Origin of the sequence: Rothia sp. HMSC072B03, assembly GCF_001809565.1 — a bacterium.
In the GTDB taxonomy this organism is placed as follows: Bacteria; Actinomycetota; Actinomycetes; order Actinomycetales; family Micrococcaceae; genus Rothia; species Rothia mucilaginosa_A.
In genome coordinates this window covers 288,967-308,096 of record NZ_KV797970.1, presented here as the reverse complement: position 1 = coordinate 308,096, position 19,130 = coordinate 288,967, and the positions used below count along the sequence as shown (strand labels likewise).

The following is a 19,130-nucleotide window of genomic DNA, read 5'->3' as shown; positions in this document are numbered from 1 at the left end:
CGAGCGCCCGTGAACACCTCACGAAGACCTCGCAAGTACCCGCTTGTTCCCTCGTAACGATAACGCCCCCACGCCCGCGTTATTCCCGATAGACTGGAATCCTCATGAGTATTTTGAATTTTCTTTCTCCCTCGCTGGGTGAGAATCCCGGCGACTACAATCGACGCGATTTTAAGGGCAACCCCCTCACCGCCGAAGAAATCTATGAATCCTTCACCGAGTGGATTTCGACCCGCGGCATGACCCTGTACCCCGCCCAGGACGAAGCAGTTCTGAGCATTGCCGCCGGACATAACGTGGTGCTGGCAACCCCGACCGGTTCGGGTAAGTCCACTGTGGCTGTTGCCGCGCACTTCACGGGCCTGGCGACCGGTCAGCGCTCCTACTACACCGCCCCCATTAAGGCGCTGGTGTCTGAGAAGTTCTTCGACCTGATTAATATTTTTGGTGCCGAGAACGTGGGCATGATTACCGGCGACTCCGCCATCAACACGGAGGCGCCCATTATCTGCTGCACCGCGGAGATTCTCGCGAATATTGCCCTGCGCGAGGGTAAGGATGCGGACCTCTGCCAGGTCATTATGGACGAGTTCCACTTCTACTCTGACCCGCAGCGCGGTTGGGCGTGGCAGCTTCCCCTGCTGGAGCTTCCGCAGGCGCAGTTCCTGCTGATGAGCGCGACCCTGGGCGACACGACCCGCTTCCAGGAGGAAATGACGGCGCTGACCGGCCGCGAGAGCGACCTGGTGGCTCATTCCGAGCGCCCCATTCCGCTGCATTTCTACTACTCCACCACCCCGGTTCAGGAGACGGTGCAGGAGCTCGTGCAGACCAAGCAGACTCCGGTTTACATTGTGCATTTCTCGCAGAAGGCGGCGCTGGAGCAGGCGAACGCCCTGCTCTCGGTGGCTATTGCCTCGAAGGAAGATAAGGAACGCATCGCGGAGCTGATTGCGAAATTCCGTTTCGGTCCGGGCTTCGGTAAGGCGTTGAATAAGCTGGTACGTGCCGGTATCGGTATTCACCACGCCGGCATGCTGCCCAAGTACCGCCGCCTCGTGGAGCAGCTGGCTCAGGAGGGTCTGCTCAAGGTGATTTGCGGTACCGACACCCTGGGTGTGGGTATTAACGTGCCGATTCGTACCGTGCTGATTACGGCGCTGTCGAAGTTTGACGGTGCCCGTAGCCGCCGTCTGCGTGCCCGCGAGTTCCACCAGATCGCTGGACGCGCGGGCCGCGCCGGTTTTGATACCGCCGGCACCGTGGTGGTTCAGGCACCCGAGCACGATATTGAGAATGCTCGCCTGCTGGCGAAGGCGCAGGCGAAGTTCGGTGACGACACCAAGCGCATTAACCAGTCGCTGTCCTCCAAGCGTAAGAAGGCGCCGGAAGGCTTCGTTGGCTGGTCCGAGAAGACCTTCGACCAGCTGGTAGAGGCAGCCCCGGAGCCGCTGACCTCCTCCTTCGACATCACCCACTCGATGCTGCTGAACCTGATGCACCGCCCGGAGAACCCGGTCATTGCCGCGTACCGCATCATTCAGAACAACCACGAGAGCCCCGCGCGCCGCCGCGAGCTGCTACGCAAGGCAATCGGCATCTACAAGGAGCTGCTGACCGGCGGCGTGATTGAGCGAACCAACACCCCGGACGAGCACGGCTCCTGCCTGCGCCTAACCGAGGACCTGCAGGATAACTTTGCCCTCAACCAGCCGCTGTCCGCTTTTGCGGTCGCCGCGCTGGAACTGCTTGACCCCGAATCCCCCAGCTACGCCCTGGATGCGCTCTCCCTCATTGAGGCGACCCTGGACTCACCAAACCAGGTGCTGTACGCGCAGGAACGCAAGGCGAAGAACGAGCTCTCGGCGCAGTTGAAGGCGGACGGTGTGGACTACACCGAACGCATGAACGAGCTGGACAAGGTCACCTACCCGCAGCCCCTGGCGGAGCTCATCGATCAGGCGTACACGACCTACAAGCAGTCCGCACCGTGGGTGGCTCGTTTTGAGCCGCGCCCCAAGTCGATCGTGCGTGACATGTACGAACGCGCGATGGGCTTCAACGACTTCGTGCAGTACTACTCGCTCGAACGTGCCGAGGGCGTGCTTCTGCGCTACCTCTCTGACGCGTACAAGGCGCTGCGCCACACCATCCCCGATGCTGCCGTGACCGACGAGCTCGACGACATCATCGAGTGGCTCGGCGAGCTGGTGCGCCAGACCGACTCCTCCCTGGTGGACGAGTGGGAGAAGCTGGCTGCCGGCGAAGACACCGCGACCATTGCAGCCGAGCACGCCTCCATCGAGGAGGAAGAGCCTCCCGCCGTGACGAACAACCTGCGCGCCTTCCGCGTGATGGTGCGCAACGCCCTCTTCCGCCGTGTGGAGCTCTTCGCTGACGAGCGTGACCGTGCCCTGGGCGCCCTCGACGAGTGGTGCGGCTGGGACGCCGACCGCTGGGCGGACGCCATGGACGACTACTTCGACGTCTACGACGACATCTACACGGACGCCGATGCGCGCTCGCCTCGCCTGGTCAGCATGGACGAGGATACCGCGGCTCACCCCGGCGTGTGGAAGGTTCAGCAGAGCTTTGCCGACCCCGAAGATAACTTTGACTTCGGTATTCGCGCAGAGGTAGACCTGGCCGCTTCCGATGAGGCGGGCTACCCGGTGCTCAAGATCCTGAGCGTTGGCGAGTTCTAGGGGCCCCTCCGGATCTCCCCTCAAGTGGGCTAGAATACAGAGTATCTATCTATTTATTTGAAAGAAGGTTCACCGTTGACCGTTTCTTCGCTTCCCAAGGTTGAGTACCGCAAGGGTTCGGTCGTCAAACACGACGGCTACGAGATTACCGACCACTGGTTCCAGGTTCCCCTGACCCACGGTCTGATTTTCTCCAAGGGCAAGGACGCCGCTCTCTCCTCCCGTTTCGCGGACCAGACCATCACCGTGTTCGCCCGCGAGGTAGTGAACACCAGCGAGACCCTGACCGTCCCGGCGGATAAGCGCCCCTACATCGTGTACCTGCAGGGTGGCCCCGGCTTCGGTTCCCCGAAGACCGGCTCCATCGGCGGCTGGATTGCCGAGCTGGCTAAGACCCACCGCGTGATTCTGCTGGATCAGCGCGGTACCGGCCTCTCCTCTCCCCTGTCCGCTCGCACCATCACCGCCGTGGGCGACCCGCAGGTTCAGGCTGAGTACACTGAGCTGTTCCGCGCCGATTCCATCATCGCCGACGCGGAGGCTATCCGCGAGGTGCTGCTGGCTGACCGCGCCGATAAGCGCTGGTCCACCATTGGCCAGTCCTTCGGTGGCTTCCTGACCCTCTCGTACCTGTCCTTCGCTCCGCAGTCCCTGCGCGATTCGCGCATCACCGCAGGCCTGGCGCCGATTCGTACCTCGGTGGACAACGTCTACCAGCACACCTTCGACCGCATGAAGGAACGTGTTGAGGAGTACTACAGCTGGTTCCCCGAGGACGCTGAGCTCGCTACCCGCATTGCTGAGCACCTGCGCACCCACAAGGAGTACCTGCCCACCGGTGAGCGTCTGACCGATCACCGCTTCCAGATGGCCGGTCACTTCCTGGGTGGCCGCTGGCGCGAGCGCGGTCTGCACTACTTCCTCGAGAACGCATTCGCTGAGGGTAACGATCACCTGTCCGATCAGTTCCTGACCGCTATGGGTGCTGAGGTGACCTTCCAGGCGAACCCGCTGTACGCCCTGATGCACGAGACCATTTACGCTGACGGCCCCTCCGACGGCGTTCTGCCCGGCATCCCCGGCTACACCATCTCTCCCTCGCCCGCGCCGACCAACTGGTCTGCTGCTCGCGTGGCGGCTTCCCGTCCCGAGTTCGCACCGGATGCGGACCGTCTGCTCTTCACCGGCGAGCACATCTTCCCCTGGTACTACGAGGAGGATCCCTCGCTGCGTCCGCTGGCCGAGGTGGCGAATATCCTGGCCGAGAAGAAGGACTGGGGTCGCCTGTACGACCACGAGCAGCTGCACAAGAACGAGGTTCCCGTTGTGGCCGCCGCCTACAACCCGGACGTGTACGTTGACTTCGAGCACTCCATGGAGACCGCCCGCTGGGTGGGTAACACCCACGTGTGGACCTCGAAGACCCACCACCACGACGGCTTCGGTTCCGACTCGCTGACCATTCTGGGCCATCTGAAGAACATGCTGGCTGAGGTTCACAACCAGTAATTCTTCGCTGAATATATCTTTGATATAGCTAAAGCCCCTCACCCCGGTTGATCCGGTGTGAGGGGCTTTAGTGTGGGCGCTTGGCCCGAGCCGCGAGCGTCCCGGCGGCTCAGGCGTTACGGCCGCCCGACGCTACTTCGCGGAGGCGTGCGCATCCTGCGCGGTGCGGGCACGCAGCACCAGGGCGTGGTACTCGTCTTCCTTCTCGATGAGCTCGTCACGCAGCTTCTGCGGGATAGCCTTGAGCTTCTCGGTTTCTTTCTGCCAGCGAGCGGTGATGTCCGCACGCTCGGCGGCGGGTGCATCCTCGGGCAGTGCCAGGTACTTCTCGGAGAGCGCCTGAACACGCTGAATGGTCTGCAGCGCGCGGCCCTTGGGGCTGAGCAGCGAAACCAGCACGGTGATGACCAGAACGCCCACAATCACCAGCAGAGACATCTCTGTGGTAATCTCAACCACGTGCACGGACTCGCCGTGGTTGATGAACGGCAGGTTGTTCTCGTGCATCGCGTGCAGGATGAGCTTCACGCCGATGAACGCGAGGATGGCTGCCAGGCCGTAGGAGAGGTAGACGAGGCGGTCCAGCAGGCCGTCAATCAGGAAGTACAGCTGGCGCAGACCCATGAGGGAGAACGCGGTCGCCGTGAACACAATGTAGACGGACTGGGTGAGGCCGAAGATCGCGGGGATCGAGTCGAGTGCGAAGAGCAGGTCAGAACCGGCGATAGCGACCATGACGAGCATCATGGGGGTCATGACGCGCTTGCCGTTTTCGATGGTGAAGAGCTTGTCGCCGTCGAAGTGGTCGCTGGTCTTCAGGTACTTCTTGGCGAGGCGAACCATGATGTTGTCTGCCTCGTCGTCGCCGTCGCCCTCGGTGAGTTCGTCCTTGAGCAGGTTACCCGCGGTCATGAGCAGGACCAGGCCGAAGATGTAGAACACCCAGGCGAAGGAGTTAATGATTGCCGCGCCGGCGAAGATGAAGGTGCCGCGCGCCAGGATGGCGAAGACGATACCGAAGAGCAGGACCTTCTGCTGATTCTCACGGGCGACGCGGAAGGTGCCCATAATGATCATGAAGACGAAGAGGTTATCGACCGAGAGCGCCTCTTCGGTGATGTAGCCTGCGTAGAATTCGGTGGCGGCGGAGGGGCCGTTCGTCACGAAGATATACAGACCGAACAACACGGCGATGCCGATGTAGATACTCGACCAAATGGCCGCTTCCTTGACGGTGGGTTCGTGCGCCTTACGGACGTGAACGAAGAAATCAAAGGCCAGCAGGCCAGCGATGATGAGAATAGTAACCAACCATTGCAACCCGGTAACTTCCATGGGGAGCCTTTCTTGTGGTGTGCGTACAGGACCACAAGTCTCTCCCGCCGATCTGAATGGAGGTCGGCTCGACTCCCCGGTTAGGCGCCTTCGGCTAACGTGCTGACGATGAGTCGATTGGTGGGATACTCCCTTGCTCGGTGAACGATTATACAGCAGGTTGGGGTTTTCGCACAGGAGCCCCTCCCGGAGGGTTTTTCAAGAGCGAGGCACACCGAAACGCCGCATCCGGCGGGGTTATCCCATCGGATGCGGCGTTTCTGCGTGATGAATACGCGCTTGCCAGTTAGTGCTGTCTAGCTGGCACCGCTATGAGTTGGCGCTGTCTAGTTAGCACTGTCTAGTTGGCGCTGTCTAGTTGGCAACGGTGAAGCGGTGGCCCGCGTGCTTGGGTTCTTCCGCCTCATCAATCAGGGCGACAGCAAAGTCCTCGGCGCTAATGGAAGCACCTGCGGGGGTGTCCATTGCGGTGTTGTACTTGCCGGTGCGTTCACCCGGTGCGATTTCGAACGCCGGGGAGAGCATGGTCCAGTTCAGACCCTCGGATGCGCGGTACTCGTCGAGAATCTGTGCGAATGCCTTCGCCTCGGGCTTGTACTCTTCGGGGAAGCCTTCGCCGTCCACGAAGCGGTTGCCGTTGCCGTCCTCGAGGGAGCCGGCGCCGCCAACGACCAGCAGGCGACCGGTAGGTGCCGCCGCGATCAGTGCGCGGTGCGCGTCGATGACCGGCCGTGCGGAGGTGCCGCGACCTGCAGAGACGGCGACGATGGTGACGTCGTGGGTGTTGACGATGTCGACCAGTGCCACGGTGTCGGCGAGGTCGATGCTGTGGGCGGCGGTGCCTTCGGGTGCCTTGCCGGAGCGGGTGTAGGCGTCGACCCGATGGCCGCGGGAGATTGCTTCTGCTGCGGTGCGTGCGCCGACCATGCCGGTTGCGCCGATGATTGCGATGTTCATGAGGGCTTCCTATCGGAGTGGTTTCTATCGTTTCTCTTGCGGTGTTCCGCGTGATGGTTTTATAGTATCTATTAGAAACCGGGTACCTCAAGGTAACTATTTAGAGCTTTGAGAAAATATCTAAAAATATTTTTACGCCCTCACCATCTCCCCTAAAACAACAAAACAGCCCCTCAGCAGATTGAAAAGACCGCAGCTATGACCACCGCGCTCACCTCCCCCACACGCGAAACCACAGACGCACGAGAAACCATAGAAGCCGCCCGCACCCCGCAGGACGACCTGCCCGCGAATATTCTCGCCAGCGCCTGCCCCTCCCGCACCGTGATGCGCCACCTCACCGACCGGTGGACCCCGCTCATTGTTGCGGCGCTCTCCGAGCAGCCCGTCGCCCGCTTCGGTGAGCTCAAGGCGATGATTCAGGGCGTCTCCCCCAAGGTCCTGACCCAGACCCTGCGCTCCATGGAACGCGATGGCCTGGTAGAACGCCGGGTCACCGCATCCATTCCGCCGCGCGTGGACTACGAACTGACCGCACTCGGCGCGACCCTCATTGAGCCGATGACCGCCCTGCGCCACTGGGCGCAGGACAATATGCAGGCGGTGCTCGAAGCCCGCGAGCGCTACGACGCCGCCGAGCTAGAGAACGGCGAAGCATAAAACGGCGCTCTGAACAACCTCCAGATAAAGAAGTAGCCCTCCCCGTGAACTATTACGGGGAGGGCTACTTTTCATTCAATTAGGAGACCATGTTGAAGGTCGGCGGGGTGAAAGCAATCGCGTTCACCTGCTTGTTCGTATCCACCGTGCCGTTCTCCTGAATCGTCGGGACGGTAATAACCACCTCGAACTGGTACATGCCTTCCATGAGCGTATTGCCACGCAACGCAAAACGCGCGGAGATGCCGGTCGCCTTATCATTCACGCTCGACGCGAAGGGAATGACCTGACCCTGAACAGTCTGGGTCTTGCCGTTGCGGGTCATGACGGTTGCCTTGCCGGTCGGGTCAGTGGTGAAGATCTGGCGGTCAATGATTTCGCCCTCGGGCGAGAAGAAGTAAATGTCCATGGACGGGTGCAGGTGCGTGGTGCCGGTCGTCGCCTCCAACGCGGAGACGTTGTAGGTCATCACAAACTCACCGCAGTTCAGGTTGAGGTCGCCCTCGGGGCCGTGAGTCGCCTCGTACACGGACATGAGGCGAATCGTTGCGGGGTTCGGTGAGGTTGCACTCTCCATGGACCACCACGCCTGACCGGTCTCCGGCGCAGTCACGGGCTTGTTCTTGGTGCGCGACTGCAGGGCGCCACTGGCGGGGTTGGTAATCATCCAGCCGCCAACCTGGGTGAAGTCCGGGCCGTGAACCGTCTTGCAATCATCAGCCGAAGCAGCGAATGCCGGCACCGTCGTGGAGGCGGCAATAGCGGGCGCAGCCCAAAGCACGCCGCGGGTGAGGTTGCGGCGGGTAACGGAACGAGCTCCCGTGGTGTGTGCATCTGAAGAGCTATTAGAAATAGTCACAGATTTTTCTTTATTGTTCGGAAGCATCAAGGTGTTATTTGACACGTAAAACACCTTGATAGTGTACAGCATGTATCTGCACTCAGTAGAACTTCATGAACAATGAGTTACCTCATGGCGAAAAACCCACGTCGGCCCCTAAACGCCGGGCTTAGAACACCGGGTTTAGGCGTGACCCGCCTCCTTCATCAGGCGTAGCTCCTTCTTCAAATCGGCAAGCTCATCACGCAGACGCGCCGCCAACTCAAATTGCAGGTTCTCCGCCGCCACGCGCATCTGCTCGTTCATCTGCTCAATCAAATCCAGCAGGTCCTCGGCGGGGGCGGCGGCCAGGCCGTCGGCGCGAACGCGCGCCTCAGCACGGGCGAGAAGCTCCTCCGACTCCGGGGTGCTCGTAGCAATCTTCGACGAGGTCGCAGAACCGGTCTTCGCACCCGCGCTCACCGTGCGGGCACCCTTCTTACCGCTCTTACGCTGCTGCAGAAGCTCGCGGGTGTCCTCTTCCTCGCGGGCGAGAACATCCGTAATATCGGCAATCTTCTTACGCAGCGGCTGCGGGTCAATGCCGTGCGCACGGTTGTACGCCTGCTGAATCTCGCGGCGGCGGTTCGTCTCATCAATCGCCACGCGCATAGAATCCGTAATCTTATCGGCGTACATGTGCACCTGACCGGACACGTTACGCGCCGCGCGACCAATCGTCTGAATCAGCGAAGTGGTCGAACGCAGGAAGCCTTCCTTATCGGCATCCAGAATCGCAACCAGGGACACCTCGGGCAGATCCAGGCCCTCACGCAGCAGGTTAATACCGACCAGCACGTCGAAGGTGCCCAGGCGCAGCTCGCGCAGAAGCTCCACGCGGCGCAGGGTGTCCACGTCGGAGTGCAGGTACTGCACCTTCACGCCGTGCTGCAGCAGGTACTCGGTTAGGTCCTCCGCCATGCGCTTGGTGAGGGTCGTGACCAGCACACGCTCGTCGCGCTCCACGCGCACGCGAATCTCCTCGAGCAGGTCATCAATCTGACCCTTGGTCGGCTTGACCACGATCTCCGGGTCAATCAGGCCGGTCGGGCGAATAATCTGCTCCACATAACCATCAGCCTGCGACAGCTCATACTTACCGGGGGTCGCCGAAAGGTAAATCGTCTGGCCAATACGCTCCAGGAACTCCTCCCACTTCAACGGGCGGTTATCCATCGCCGACGGCAGACGGAAACCGTGCTCAACCAGGGTGCGCTTACGGGACATATCGCCCTCATACATGGCGCCAATCTGCGGAACCGTCACGTGCGACTCGTCAATAATCAGCAGGAAGTCATCCGGGAAATAATCCAGCAGACAGTTCGGGGCGCTACCGGGGGCACGACCGTCAATATGGCGCGAGTAGTTCTCAATGCCATTGCAGAAGCCCATCTGCTCCATCATTTCCAGGTCGTAGGTGGTGCGCATACGCAGACGCTGCGCCTCCAGCAGCTTGCCCTGGGATTCGAGGGTCTGCAGGCGCTCGCGCAGCTCATCCTCAATGGAGGTAATAGCCTTCGCCATGCGCTCCGGGCCGGCAACGTAGTGGCTTGCGGGGAAGACATACATTTCTTCTTCCTCGCGAATTACCTCGCCGGTCAGCGGGTGCAGGGTGTAAATCGCCTCAATCTCATCGCCGAAGAACTCAACGCGGATTGCGTTCTCCTCGTACATGGGGATGATTTCGACGGTATCGCCGCGCACACGGAACGTGCCGCGGTGAAAGTCCATGTCGTTACGCGCGTACTGCATCGCCACGAACTGGCGCAGCAGCTCGTCGCGGTCAATCTCCTCACCGCGACGCAGAGTCACCATCTGCTCAATGTACTCTTCGGGCGTGCCCAGACCGTAAATGCAGGACACGGTCGCAACCACTACCACGTCGCGGCGAGTCAGCAGGGAGTTCGTCGCCGAGTGGCGCAGACGCTCCACCTCCTCATTGATGGAGGAGTCCTTCTCAATGAACGTATCGGTCTGCGGTACGTACGCCTCAGGCTGGTAGTAGTCGTAGTAGGAGACGAAATACTCCACCGCATTATTCGGCAGCAGCTCGCGCAGCTCATTCGCCAGCTGGGCCGCCAGGGTCTTATTCTGCACGAGCACCAGAGTCGGACGCTGCACCGCCTCAATCAGCCAGGCTGCGGTCGCGGACTTACCGGTACCGGTAGCGCCCATCAGCACAATGTCCTTCTCACCGTTCTGTACACGCTCGGTGAGCTCGGCGATGGCCTTGGGCTGGTCGCCCGCGGGCTGGAAGGGGCTGACCACCTCAAAGGGGGCGACAATGCGGTTAATCTCGGGTGCGTAACTCATGTATCCATCCTAGGGGAAAGCCGCCCAATGCGCCCCAGAATTGGTCACCCTTTTCTGCTGGCGCAATATAATCACGCGCAATGTACTCGCCACGATACCCTCTACCCACAGGTGGCTATGCGCCTGCGGGCACCTCGCAGGTAAGGATTTAGCGCACCTCCACGGTGGCGCCGGCGAGGCTCATCAGCGCCCGGTTCGTCAGCGGCAGGTAGCCGTTCAGGGTGCTCAGGATCAGCTGCATGGTGCGTTCTTCGTCTTCCACGCTCAGGCCCGCGGGAATACCCACCCCCGGGGTGTTAATGCGGTGCTTGTACAGGTCGATCACCGCGCATACGGTGCGGCCGGGGGCGCGCAAGACCGGAAGCATGCCGCTGTGGGTGAGGGTCCGCAGGCCTCCGGCGGAGGTCACCTCTGCCGTGCGTATATCGGGCAGGACGAAGCGTCCACCCACGAAGGGGCTCAGGGAGGCCGCGCCCGAAGGCTCAGGAACATCCAGCGAGGTTGGGAGGGGTTCTCCCGTTTTCGCGGTCACGGCCACGTAGCGCACCTGCCGGTCCATGGCGTTCAGGTAGTCCAGCTCGGCAAACTCCTCGATGCGGTAGTTCTCGGTGACCCCGGAGGCATCCACGGTGCGGCTGGTCAGCTCCTCGTCGTAGAAACTGGCCACGCACACCTGCGGGGCGCCTCGCTCCACGCGGGCACGGCATCGGTAGTCGTCGTCGAGGAGCCAGAGGGACAGCTCGTAGCCGTCGGGGATATCGCGCACGCCGGAAGCGAGCAAAACATCGCTGCCGTCTAGGGAGAAAGGCTCCCACCCGATCGGTTCAAAGGCGTTGAGGGCACCGTTCAGGGCGGGGTTGCAGGAGCCAAGGCTTGAGGATTGTTCGGCGGGGGCAAACGCCTCGGTGGAGGGCATGGAGACGGTCAGGCCGCGCAGACGGCCGGCCATGCAGAGTTCGATGGCCATAAGCAGGTGCCCGGCCCCCTCACGGTTGAGCGCCGGAGCCTGGATGAGGTGCAGCACCCGCGAGTTGTCGAGGCTGAGCTTCTCCCCCACCCCGCGGGCGGCGTTTGAGTAGCGGTTGTGCAGGCGCACGAGCTCGTCGAGAGGCAGCGTTCGGCCCACGGAGGCGAAGGCCTCGGCGATGGCCGCCACGTGCTGGGGGAAGAGGCGGCTGAGCCGGCCTAGCTGGCGGGCGAACTCGCCGGGGCGGCGGGTGAGCACGCCCAGGAGGGTGCCGAGGTTCTGCTGACGGTAGGCGTCGAGGAGCTGCGCGACGGTTGCCGGCTCAAGCTGGGAGGCAGCTCCCGCGCTCCCCTGCCGACGGGTGAGGGTTGCCGCCCCTCCCATTGCGTTAGCGGGTTCCTCTACTCCATTGGGGATGATGCCCTGCTGCCCCACACTATCACGACCTCAGATATTGGATGAGTTTTTAGCACTCCCTCTACCCTATCAACAACGACGGGCAATTACTAGGGTTAGAGTAACTATTAACTAAGGTTAAGCTATCTTTTGGGTTTTGAGGGCTTTATGAGAATGATTGAGCCCGGCAATTCGAGTGGCGGTAGGGGCGGTAACCTAGACCGGCAGATCCACCCACTGCGTGTCACCCCAGGTCACGCTCGCCGCACCGGAACTCAAGCTCACCACCAGCTCCTCCGCACGCGACAGCTCCTCAGCGCGGTCAAACACGCCCACCGAGATGACCGCGCCCTCCGCACCGTACTCGGTACCCAACACGTTCAGGCCCGCGGCGCGCATCTCGTTCTCCAGGCGGCCCGCCTCCGCGTGCGAGCTAGGAACCTCACCCACGCGCAGACGCTCACGCGAGTCGAACTGCGCCGAGTCCAGGGTCTGCACCACCGCATCAGTGTAGGCGCGCACCAGGCCACCGGCACCGAGCTTAATGCCGCCGAAGTAGCGCACGACCACGGCCACCACGTCGGAGAGGTCGGTCGTGCCGTCCTCGCGGGTCTGGCGCGCCAGCAGCGCCTGCATCATGGGCACACCCGCGGTACCGGCGGGCTCGCCGTCATCCGAGGAACGCTGCACGTCGCGGTCGGCACCAATCACGAACGCCGAGCACACGTGGCGGGCGTCGTGGTAGGTCTTGCGCACCGATTCGATGTAGGCGCGGGCATCCTCGACGGTGCTCACGCGCTTGATGTGACCGATAAATTCGCTACGCTTAATCTCGAGGAGGCTCTCATAGGGCTCATCGCCGCGCGGCACAAGGTAGCGGTTGGCGCGGGTTTCTTCCTGCATGTGTCCTCCTCTAATCGGTACCTATCTATTGTGGCACAGCCCGTCAGGAGCACCGTCCATGTCCCAGCCTGCTTCCCCCGCCTCTACTGCCCTGCGCCGTTACGCCCTGACCGGCGGTATCGGCAGCGGCAAGAGCACGGTCGCCGCCCTCTTCGTTGAGCGGGGCGCGTTCCTGGTGGATGCGGACGCCATCTCCCGCTCCCTCATGGAGCCCGGCGAGGCGGTGCTCGCCCGCACGGTCGCGGAGTTTGGCGAGCATCTGCTCGACGAGGACGGCCGCCTCAACCGCCCCGCCCTGGCGCGCATCGTGTTCCATGATGAGCAGGCGCGCCTGCGCCTAAACGCAATCGTGCATCCGGCCATTCGTGAGCGTGCCGCGCAGCTGGTGGAGCAGGCGCAGTCCGAGCCCGGGTTCAGCGGCGTGGTGCTGGAGGATATTCCCCTGCTCGTGGAGACCGGCGACCCGTCCGCTTTTGAGGGCGTGGTCGTGGCGCGCACTCCCCTGGCGACTCGCCTGCAGCGCCTCGTGTCTTCGCGCGGTATGAGCGAGGAGGATGCGCGCGCGCGCATCGCCGCGCAGGCAACCGACGAGCAGCGTGAGGCGGTCGCAACCTGGATTATCGATAACGGCGGCTCACTAGAGGAAACCGCCGAGCAGGTGCGCGCCGTCTGGGAGCAGATGACCGCCGCCTAAGACCCTTCCCAGCAACACAGGGCACAGCAACACCAGGCACGTACCCCGGATCCCAACGCCCCCAACCCCGACTCACTCCGGCCCCCAATAACGCAAAGAACCCCCTCACCTCCCAAACGGGAGATGAGGGGGTTCCCCTGCTCTAGGCACCCCACGCGGGGTTACCTATCGGCTATTACGCCTGATGAGTGCTCATCTGAGCGGCAGATTAGTTGCCGGTCAGCTTCTTGCGGAGCTCAGCCAGTGCCTCATCCGATGCGAGGGTACCTGCGGAAGCGGGCTCCTCGGAGGAGTAGGAGGTCGGTGCGGGCTCAGCTACTGCGGGAGCTGCTGCTGCAGCCTCTGCGTCAGCCTCGAGAGCCTTAGCAACCTGAACCTTGTGAGCCTCGAAGCGAGCCTGTGCCTCTGCGTACTGTGCTTCCCAAGCCTCGCGCTGTGCGTCGAAGCCTTCCAGCCACTCGTTAGCCTCGGGGTCGAAGCCCTCGGGGTACTTGTAGTTGCCAGCCTCGTCGTACTCTGCAGCCATGCCGTACAGAGCGGGGTCAAACTCGGTAGCGTTGGGGTCAACGCCCTCGTTTGCCTGCTTGAGGGACAGGGAGATGCGGCGGCGGTCCATGTCGATGTCGATGATCTTAACGAAGACCTCTTCACCAACGGAGACGACCTGCTCAGCCAGATCAACGTGGCGGGTTGCCAGCTCGGAGATGTGGACGAGGCCCTCGATGCCGTCCTCAACGCGCACGAATGCACCGAAGGGAACGAGCTTGGTGACCTTGCCGGGAACAATCTGACCCAGAGCGTGGGTGCGGGCAAATGCCTGCCACGGATCTTCCTGGGTTGCCTTGAGGGACAGGGACACGCGCTCGCGGTCCAGGTCCACCTCGAGAACCTCGACGGTAACGGGCTGGCCAACCTCGACAACCTCGGACGGGTGGTCGATGTGCTTCCAGGACAGCTCGGAAACGTGAACCAGACCGTCCACGCCACCCAGGTCCACGAATGCACCGAAGTTGACGATGGAGGAGACAACGCCCTCGCGGACCTGACCCTTCTCCAGCTCGTTGAGGAAGGAGGAGCGGACTGCGGACTGGGTCTCTTCCAGGTATGCACGGCGAGACAGAACAACGTTGTTGCGGTTCTTGTCCAGCTCGATGATCTTAGCTTCGAGCTGCTGGCCGATGTAGGGAGCGAGGTCGCGGACGCGGCGCATCTCAACGAGGGATGCGGGCAGGAAGCCACGCAGACCGATGTCGAGGATAAGGCCACCCTTGACAACCTCGATAACGGTACCGGTAACGACGCCGTCGTTTTCCTTGACCTTCTCGATGTCGCCCCATGCACGCTCGTACTGTGCGCGCTTCTTGGAGAGGATCAGGCGACCTTCCTTGTCCTCCTTGGTGAGGACGAGTGCCTCAACCTCGGAGCCGAGCTCGACGACCTCGGAGGGGTCGATGTCGTGCTTGATGGACAGCTCGCGGGAGGGGATGACGCCTTCGGTCTTGTAACCGATGTCGAGCAGAACCTCATCGTGGTCGATCTTAACGACCTGGCCGGAGACGAGATCGCCGTCGTTGAAGACCTTGATGGTCTTGTCGACAGCCTCGAGGAATGCCTGCTCGTCGCCGATGTCGTTGATTGCGACCTGAGGGATGTTGGTGCTCATGTAGTGAGGGCTCCAATTGGATTTCTAATAGGTCGACGCCGCCGGTTCACCGTTCAACACCCCCGACTGGAGGCGCTAATCGGCTCACTGTTTCACCCCGGCGCGCACGGTATAGGACCGCTAACGCCTTTGAACGAGGTGAGGAAACGTCGAGCTGACGGATACTTACAATGTGTACCGCCGCCGAGGCGAAGACGCTTCAGCGGGTGTACGGAAGATATAACTCGTTTTTCCGGAAAGTTATTCCCATAAAACGGGTGCAAAAACCCGTACGTTGGTACACGCGATTAACAGTGTACGGGAATCCCGGGCGTGTCGTCAATGGATGCGCGCCCGGAATCCCCGTACTTATTTGCGGTTTTGTGTGGTTGTGAGGTTGCGGGGCTGTGCTCGTCCTCGTTCCTCGCCCCGGCCCAAGGAAGCAGCCGGTGCGCACCTTCCTACGCTCCTACAGGGGAACCTACCCTCTCGGGCGCTCCGCTCTCTCCTTGCTTCGCTGCGGAGAGCACCCGAGAGGGTACCCTGATGTCGCTTCCGGAAGGTGCACCGGCACGCTCCGGCAGCGGGGCCGAGAGCGGCTACTCGAAGTACACGTTCGGAAAACGCGGTCACCCGTTATCCCAGCGAGAAAGGCGGTATCGTCCGAACGTGACATCAGGGTGCCCGAAGCGAAGCGAGGGCGGGTTCCCTGTAGGAACGAGGACGATAACCGTCTTTCCAAGCGGAGCAAAGCTGAGCACTGCCTTTTCAAGCGGAACCGTGCATCCCCCGCCGAGCCAAGCGTCCCCGGTCTTTCCAAGCGGAAACTGAGGAGTTGAGCCTAGTGGCCCGCCTCCTGCCAGGACTTACCCCAGCCGACCTGCACATCCAGAGGAACACGCAGGGAGGCGGCACCGCTCATCTCCTCGACGAGTACGCGTTCGGCGGCTTCACGCTCACCGGTGGCGACTTCGAGGATGATTTCGTCGTGCACCTGCAGCAGCATGCGGGTCTTCAGGCCCTCTTCGCGCAGGCGGCGGTGAATGTTAATCATGGCGATCTTGATGATGTCCGCGGCGGTGCCCTGAATCGGGGCGTTGAGGGCGGCGCGTTCGGCGGCTTCTCGGCGTACACGGTTGGGCGAGTCCAGGTCGGGCAGCACGCGGCGGCGACCGAAAATGGTTTCGGTGTAGCCGTCCTGGTGTGCCTGCTTGAGCACGCCGCGCAGGAAGCGGCCCACGCGTCCGAATCGCTTGAAGTAGTTGGTGCGCAGTTCGCCTGCTTCGTCGGAGCTGATGTTCAGCTGCTTGGCGAGGCCGAAGCGGGACAGGCCGTACGCCAAACCGTAGGACATGGCCTTGACCTTGGAGCGCTGCTCGGGGGTGACGTCCTCGGGGGCTACGCCGAAGACTTCGGAACCGACGTAACGGTGCAGGTCCTCCCCCGCTTCGTAGGCTGCGATGAGCTTCTCGTCGGCGGCGAGGTGCACCATGATGCGCATTTCGATCTGCGAGTAGTCGGCGGTGAGCAGACCCTCGTACTCCACGCCGTCGATGGGCTCGGGAGCCACGATGAAGGCACCGCGGATGCGGCGGCCCTCCTCGGTGCGAATCGGGATGTTCTGCAGGTTCGGCGCGGTCGAGGAGAGTCGGCCGGTGGATGCGGCGCCCTGCTGGAAGGTGGTGTGCACGCGTCCGTCCTCGGTGGCGGCCTTCTGCAGGCCCTCGACGGTCTGGGCGAGCTTGATGTTGTCGCGGTAGGCGATGAGCGCACCAAGGAAGGCTGCGCCGTCGGATTCGGGCGAGATCTTGGAGAGCAGCTCGGTGACGGATTCGGCGTCGGTCGAGTAGCCGGACTTAATCTTGCGGGTGTGCGGCAGGCCGAGGGTCTCGAAGAGCACGGTCTGCAGCTGTTTGACGGAGGCGAGGTTCAGCGACTCCTCGCCGTCCTCGGTGGCGACCTCCCCACCGATGATGGCTCGGGCGGATTCCTGCGCCTGGTTGGCGCGTGCCGAGAAGGTTTCGTGCAGCTCGGTCAGGAGCGCATCGGAGACGGCGATGCCGGCCTGCTCCATGTCTGCGAGCACGTACAGTAGCGGCAGCTCGATTTCTTCGTAGACCTTCAGCTGGCCGTGCTCTTCCATTTCGTAGTGCAGCAGGCGCGCAAGCTCGTGGATGATGCGGCTGATTTGCGTGAAGTAGCGCAGGTTCTCGACGGGTTCGGTTTCGCCGGGCAGGCTGAACAGGGAGGGTTCTTCGCGCGTCTCGGGCTGGAAGACCAGCTGCGCGTAGGGTTCCTTGGGAATCCACAGGTAGCGTTCGGCGAGGTCTTCCATGCGTTCGGAAAAGAGCTTGCGGGTTGCGGTGGGGATGAAGCCGCACATGTACGAAGACAGCGCGGGGTCCTCGACGGCGCCGGCCAGTTCGTAGCCGTAGGAGCGAAGAAGCTTGCGCTGAACCTTGAGGTCCATAACGATTTTGCGGGCGGCGGGGTCGGAGAGCCACGCGGCGAGGGCGGTATCAAGCTCCGGGTCGATGCTGCGGGTGTCGACCCACATACTGGCTCTCTTGCTGGTCAGGAGCACGCCGAGTAGTTCGGGGTTCTCCTCGGCGGCGCGAATCTTCGTCTTGGTGACCTTGACGGCGGGTTCGTCGCCCACGGCGGGGCGCGCCACGGGCAGGTTCGTGACCGGGTAGAGGGTCACGGCACCTTCGAGGCGTTCGGGCACGGGGATGGGTGCGCCTTCGGGGGTTTCGCCGTAGTTCTCTTCGGCCGCGGCGGCGCAGAAGGCGCGGAAGGCGGCCGCATCCGTGGCATCCTGCGGGGCCTCGACGGGGATGGGTGCGTAGACGGGGCCGGCGGGGGCCTTCTTTGCGGGGCCCTCCTCCCCCGCTTCTGCGGCGGAGCTGGTAGCGCCTGCGGAACCGGCGGCGCGCACGATGGGGCCGAGGGTGTCGGCGGCGCGCTTGCGGATGGTGCGAAACTCCACCTCGTCGAAGAAGGCGTTCAGAGCGTCCAGGTCGGGGGTGAATGCGGTGTCTTCGAGGGTGACGCCCAGGTCGAGGTCGTTGACGAGCTGGTTGAGGCGGCGGTTACGCACCACGTTATCCACGTTCTCACGCAACGCCTCGCCCTTCTTGCCGCCAATCTTGTCGCTGTTTTCGATGACGGCGTCGAGGGAGCCGTATTCGCCGAGCCACTTGGCGGCGAAGCCGGGGCCCACGCCGGGTACGCCGGGCAGGTTGTCGGCCTGCTCGCCGGTGAGGGCGGCCAGGTCGGGGTACATGTGCGGGGGCACCTTGGTCTTCTTTTCGATGGCGGCGGGGTCCATGCGCTGAATACCCTTGGAGGGGCCGGTGGTGACCGGGTAGAGCAGGGTGACCTCGTCGGTGACGAGCTGGAAGATGTCGCGGTCGCCCGAGAGGATGAGGACCTTGTAGCCGGCTTCGGTGCCGCGGCGGGTCAGGGTGGCGACGATGTCGTCGGCCTCGTAGTTTTCGTAGGTGAGCGCGGGAATGTTCAGCGCGCCGAGCATCTTCTTGATGAGATCGATCTGGCCGTCGAAGGCCTCGGGGATGGCGTTGCGGCCGCCCTTGTATTCGCCGTATTCGGCGGTGCGGAAGGTGCCGCCGGGCAGATCGAAGGCAACGGCGATGTGGCTGGGCTGGTTGTCTTTGATGATGCTCAGCAGGGTTGAGAGGAAGGCGTGCACGGCCTCGGTGTGTTGGCCGTCGCTGCGCACGAAAATGTGCTGGCCGGTCTTTTCGGCCATGGTGTAGATACCGAAGAAGGAGCGTAGGGCCAGGGAGTGTCCGTCAATGAGCAGAAGGGTTTTGTTCTCTGTAGTCACTCCTCTAGTGTATCGAGTCTGAGTTTGCTCGGTGGTTGGCTTCGTGAGGCTGGGTTCGGGAGGCTAGTTTCGGTGACTGCTGGTTAGCCCTGCGGGGAGGCGCCCGCGCTGTGTTGGGCGCCCGCGCTGTGTTGGGCGCCGGTACTGTGTTGGGTGCCGGCGCCGTGCCATATGGCGGAATAGCAGGGTACCGGGAAAGAGTTTTACCTCATATATAGGTGCCGGTGGGGTGCGTTTGGTGAATTTTCTCTAAAAAATTGTGCCCCAAGCCACTATGTAAGGTGGATAATAATACAGTTTCCAGATAATATATAACCTT

Annotated in this window: 12 protein-coding genes; 4 read left to right on the top strand and 8 right to left on the bottom strand. The window is 62.4% G+C overall.

Translation table 11 applies throughout. The features are described 5' to 3' along the window. Positions 1–104: 104 nt before the first annotated feature. Positions 105–2,705, top strand: coding sequence for a DEAD/DEAH box helicase (locus HMPREF2630_RS07875; RefSeq protein ID WP_070484296.1), 2,601 nt, complete (start codon positions 105–107; stop codon positions 2,703–2,705). Between the two features lie 75 nt (positions 2,706–2,780). Next, positions 2,781–4,214, top strand: a complete 1,434-nt coding sequence (locus tag HMPREF2630_RS07870; protein WP_239668294.1) for an alpha/beta fold hydrolase — start codon at positions 2,781–2,783, stop codon at positions 4,212–4,214. 132 nt (positions 4,215–4,346) lie between these two features. Here the strand turns inward: HMPREF2630_RS07870 and HMPREF2630_RS07865 are convergent, their stop codons facing one another. Both HMPREF2630_RS07865 and HMPREF2630_RS07860 read right to left on the bottom strand, forming a co-directional pair. Continuing rightward, on the bottom strand, positions 4,347–5,549 hold the full coding sequence (locus HMPREF2630_RS07865; RefSeq protein WP_070484293.1) for a TerC family protein: 1,203 nt from the start codon (positions 5,547–5,549) through the stop codon (positions 4,347–4,349). A gap of 354 nt (positions 5,550–5,903) precedes the next feature. Continuing rightward, positions 5,904–6,506, bottom strand: coding sequence for an NAD(P)-dependent oxidoreductase (locus HMPREF2630_RS07860; RefSeq protein ID WP_070484290.1), 603 nt, complete (start codon positions 6,504–6,506; stop codon positions 5,904–5,906). A gap of 327 nt (positions 6,507–6,833) precedes the next feature. Between HMPREF2630_RS07860 and HMPREF2630_RS07855 the strand changes: the two genes are divergently transcribed. After that, positions 6,834–7,166 (top strand): winged helix-turn-helix transcriptional regulator, encoded by a 333-nt coding sequence (locus tag HMPREF2630_RS07855; protein WP_246822781.1) that lies wholly within the window; start codon positions 6,834–6,836, stop codon positions 7,164–7,166. A gap of 79 nt (positions 7,167–7,245) precedes the next feature. On the opposite strand, the gene HMPREF2630_RS07850 is transcribed toward HMPREF2630_RS07855, so the two are convergent. From HMPREF2630_RS07850 to HMPREF2630_RS07835, 4 genes are all read right to left on the bottom strand, one after another. Continuing rightward, positions 7,246–8,025 carry an ornithinee aminotransferase gene (locus tag HMPREF2630_RS07850; RefSeq protein WP_246822771.1) on the bottom strand — a complete coding sequence of 260 codons (780 nt, stop codon included), beginning with the start codon at positions 8,023–8,025 and terminating at the stop codon, positions 7,246–7,248. A gap of 165 nt (positions 8,026–8,190) precedes the next feature. Further along, complete coding sequence (gene uvrB / locus HMPREF2630_RS07845; RefSeq protein WP_070484285.1) at positions 8,191–10,359, bottom strand: excinuclease ABC subunit UvrB; 2,169 nt, start codon at positions 10,357–10,359, stop codon at positions 8,191–8,193. Between the two features lie 148 nt (positions 10,360–10,507). Beyond that, positions 10,508–11,761 (bottom strand): 2-oxoglutarate dehydrogenase, encoded by a 1,254-nt coding sequence (locus HMPREF2630_RS07840; RefSeq protein ID WP_070484283.1) that lies wholly within the window; start codon positions 11,759–11,761, stop codon positions 10,508–10,510. Positions 11,762–11,938: 177 nt separating this feature from the next. Next, the gene (locus HMPREF2630_RS07835; RefSeq protein ID WP_070484281.1) at positions 11,939–12,625 is read right to left on the bottom strand and encodes an IMPACT family protein; all 687 of its coding nucleotides are present in this window, start codon (positions 12,623–12,625) and stop codon (positions 11,939–11,941) included. A 58-nt stretch (positions 12,626–12,683) separates the two neighbouring features. Between HMPREF2630_RS07835 and coaE the strand changes: the two genes are divergently transcribed. Then, complete coding sequence (gene coaE / locus HMPREF2630_RS07830) at positions 12,684–13,319, top strand: dephospho-CoA kinase (RefSeq protein WP_070484278.1); 636 nt, start codon at positions 12,684–12,686, stop codon at positions 13,317–13,319. Between the two features lie 208 nt (positions 13,320–13,527). Here coaE and rpsA read toward each other — a convergent pair whose 3' ends face one another. Together rpsA and polA are read right to left on the bottom strand one after the other, a co-directional pair. After that, positions 13,528–14,982: a 30S ribosomal protein S1 gene (rpsA, locus tag HMPREF2630_RS07825; RefSeq protein WP_070484275.1), complete on the bottom strand. Its 1,455-nt coding sequence runs from the start codon at positions 14,980–14,982 to the stop codon at positions 13,528–13,530. 820 nt (positions 14,983–15,802) lie between these two features. Continuing rightward, positions 15,803–18,811, bottom strand: a complete 3,009-nt coding sequence (gene polA, locus HMPREF2630_RS07820; RefSeq protein WP_049342750.1) for a DNA polymerase I — start codon at positions 18,809–18,811, stop codon at positions 15,803–15,805. Positions 18,812–19,130: the final 319 nt, after the last annotated feature.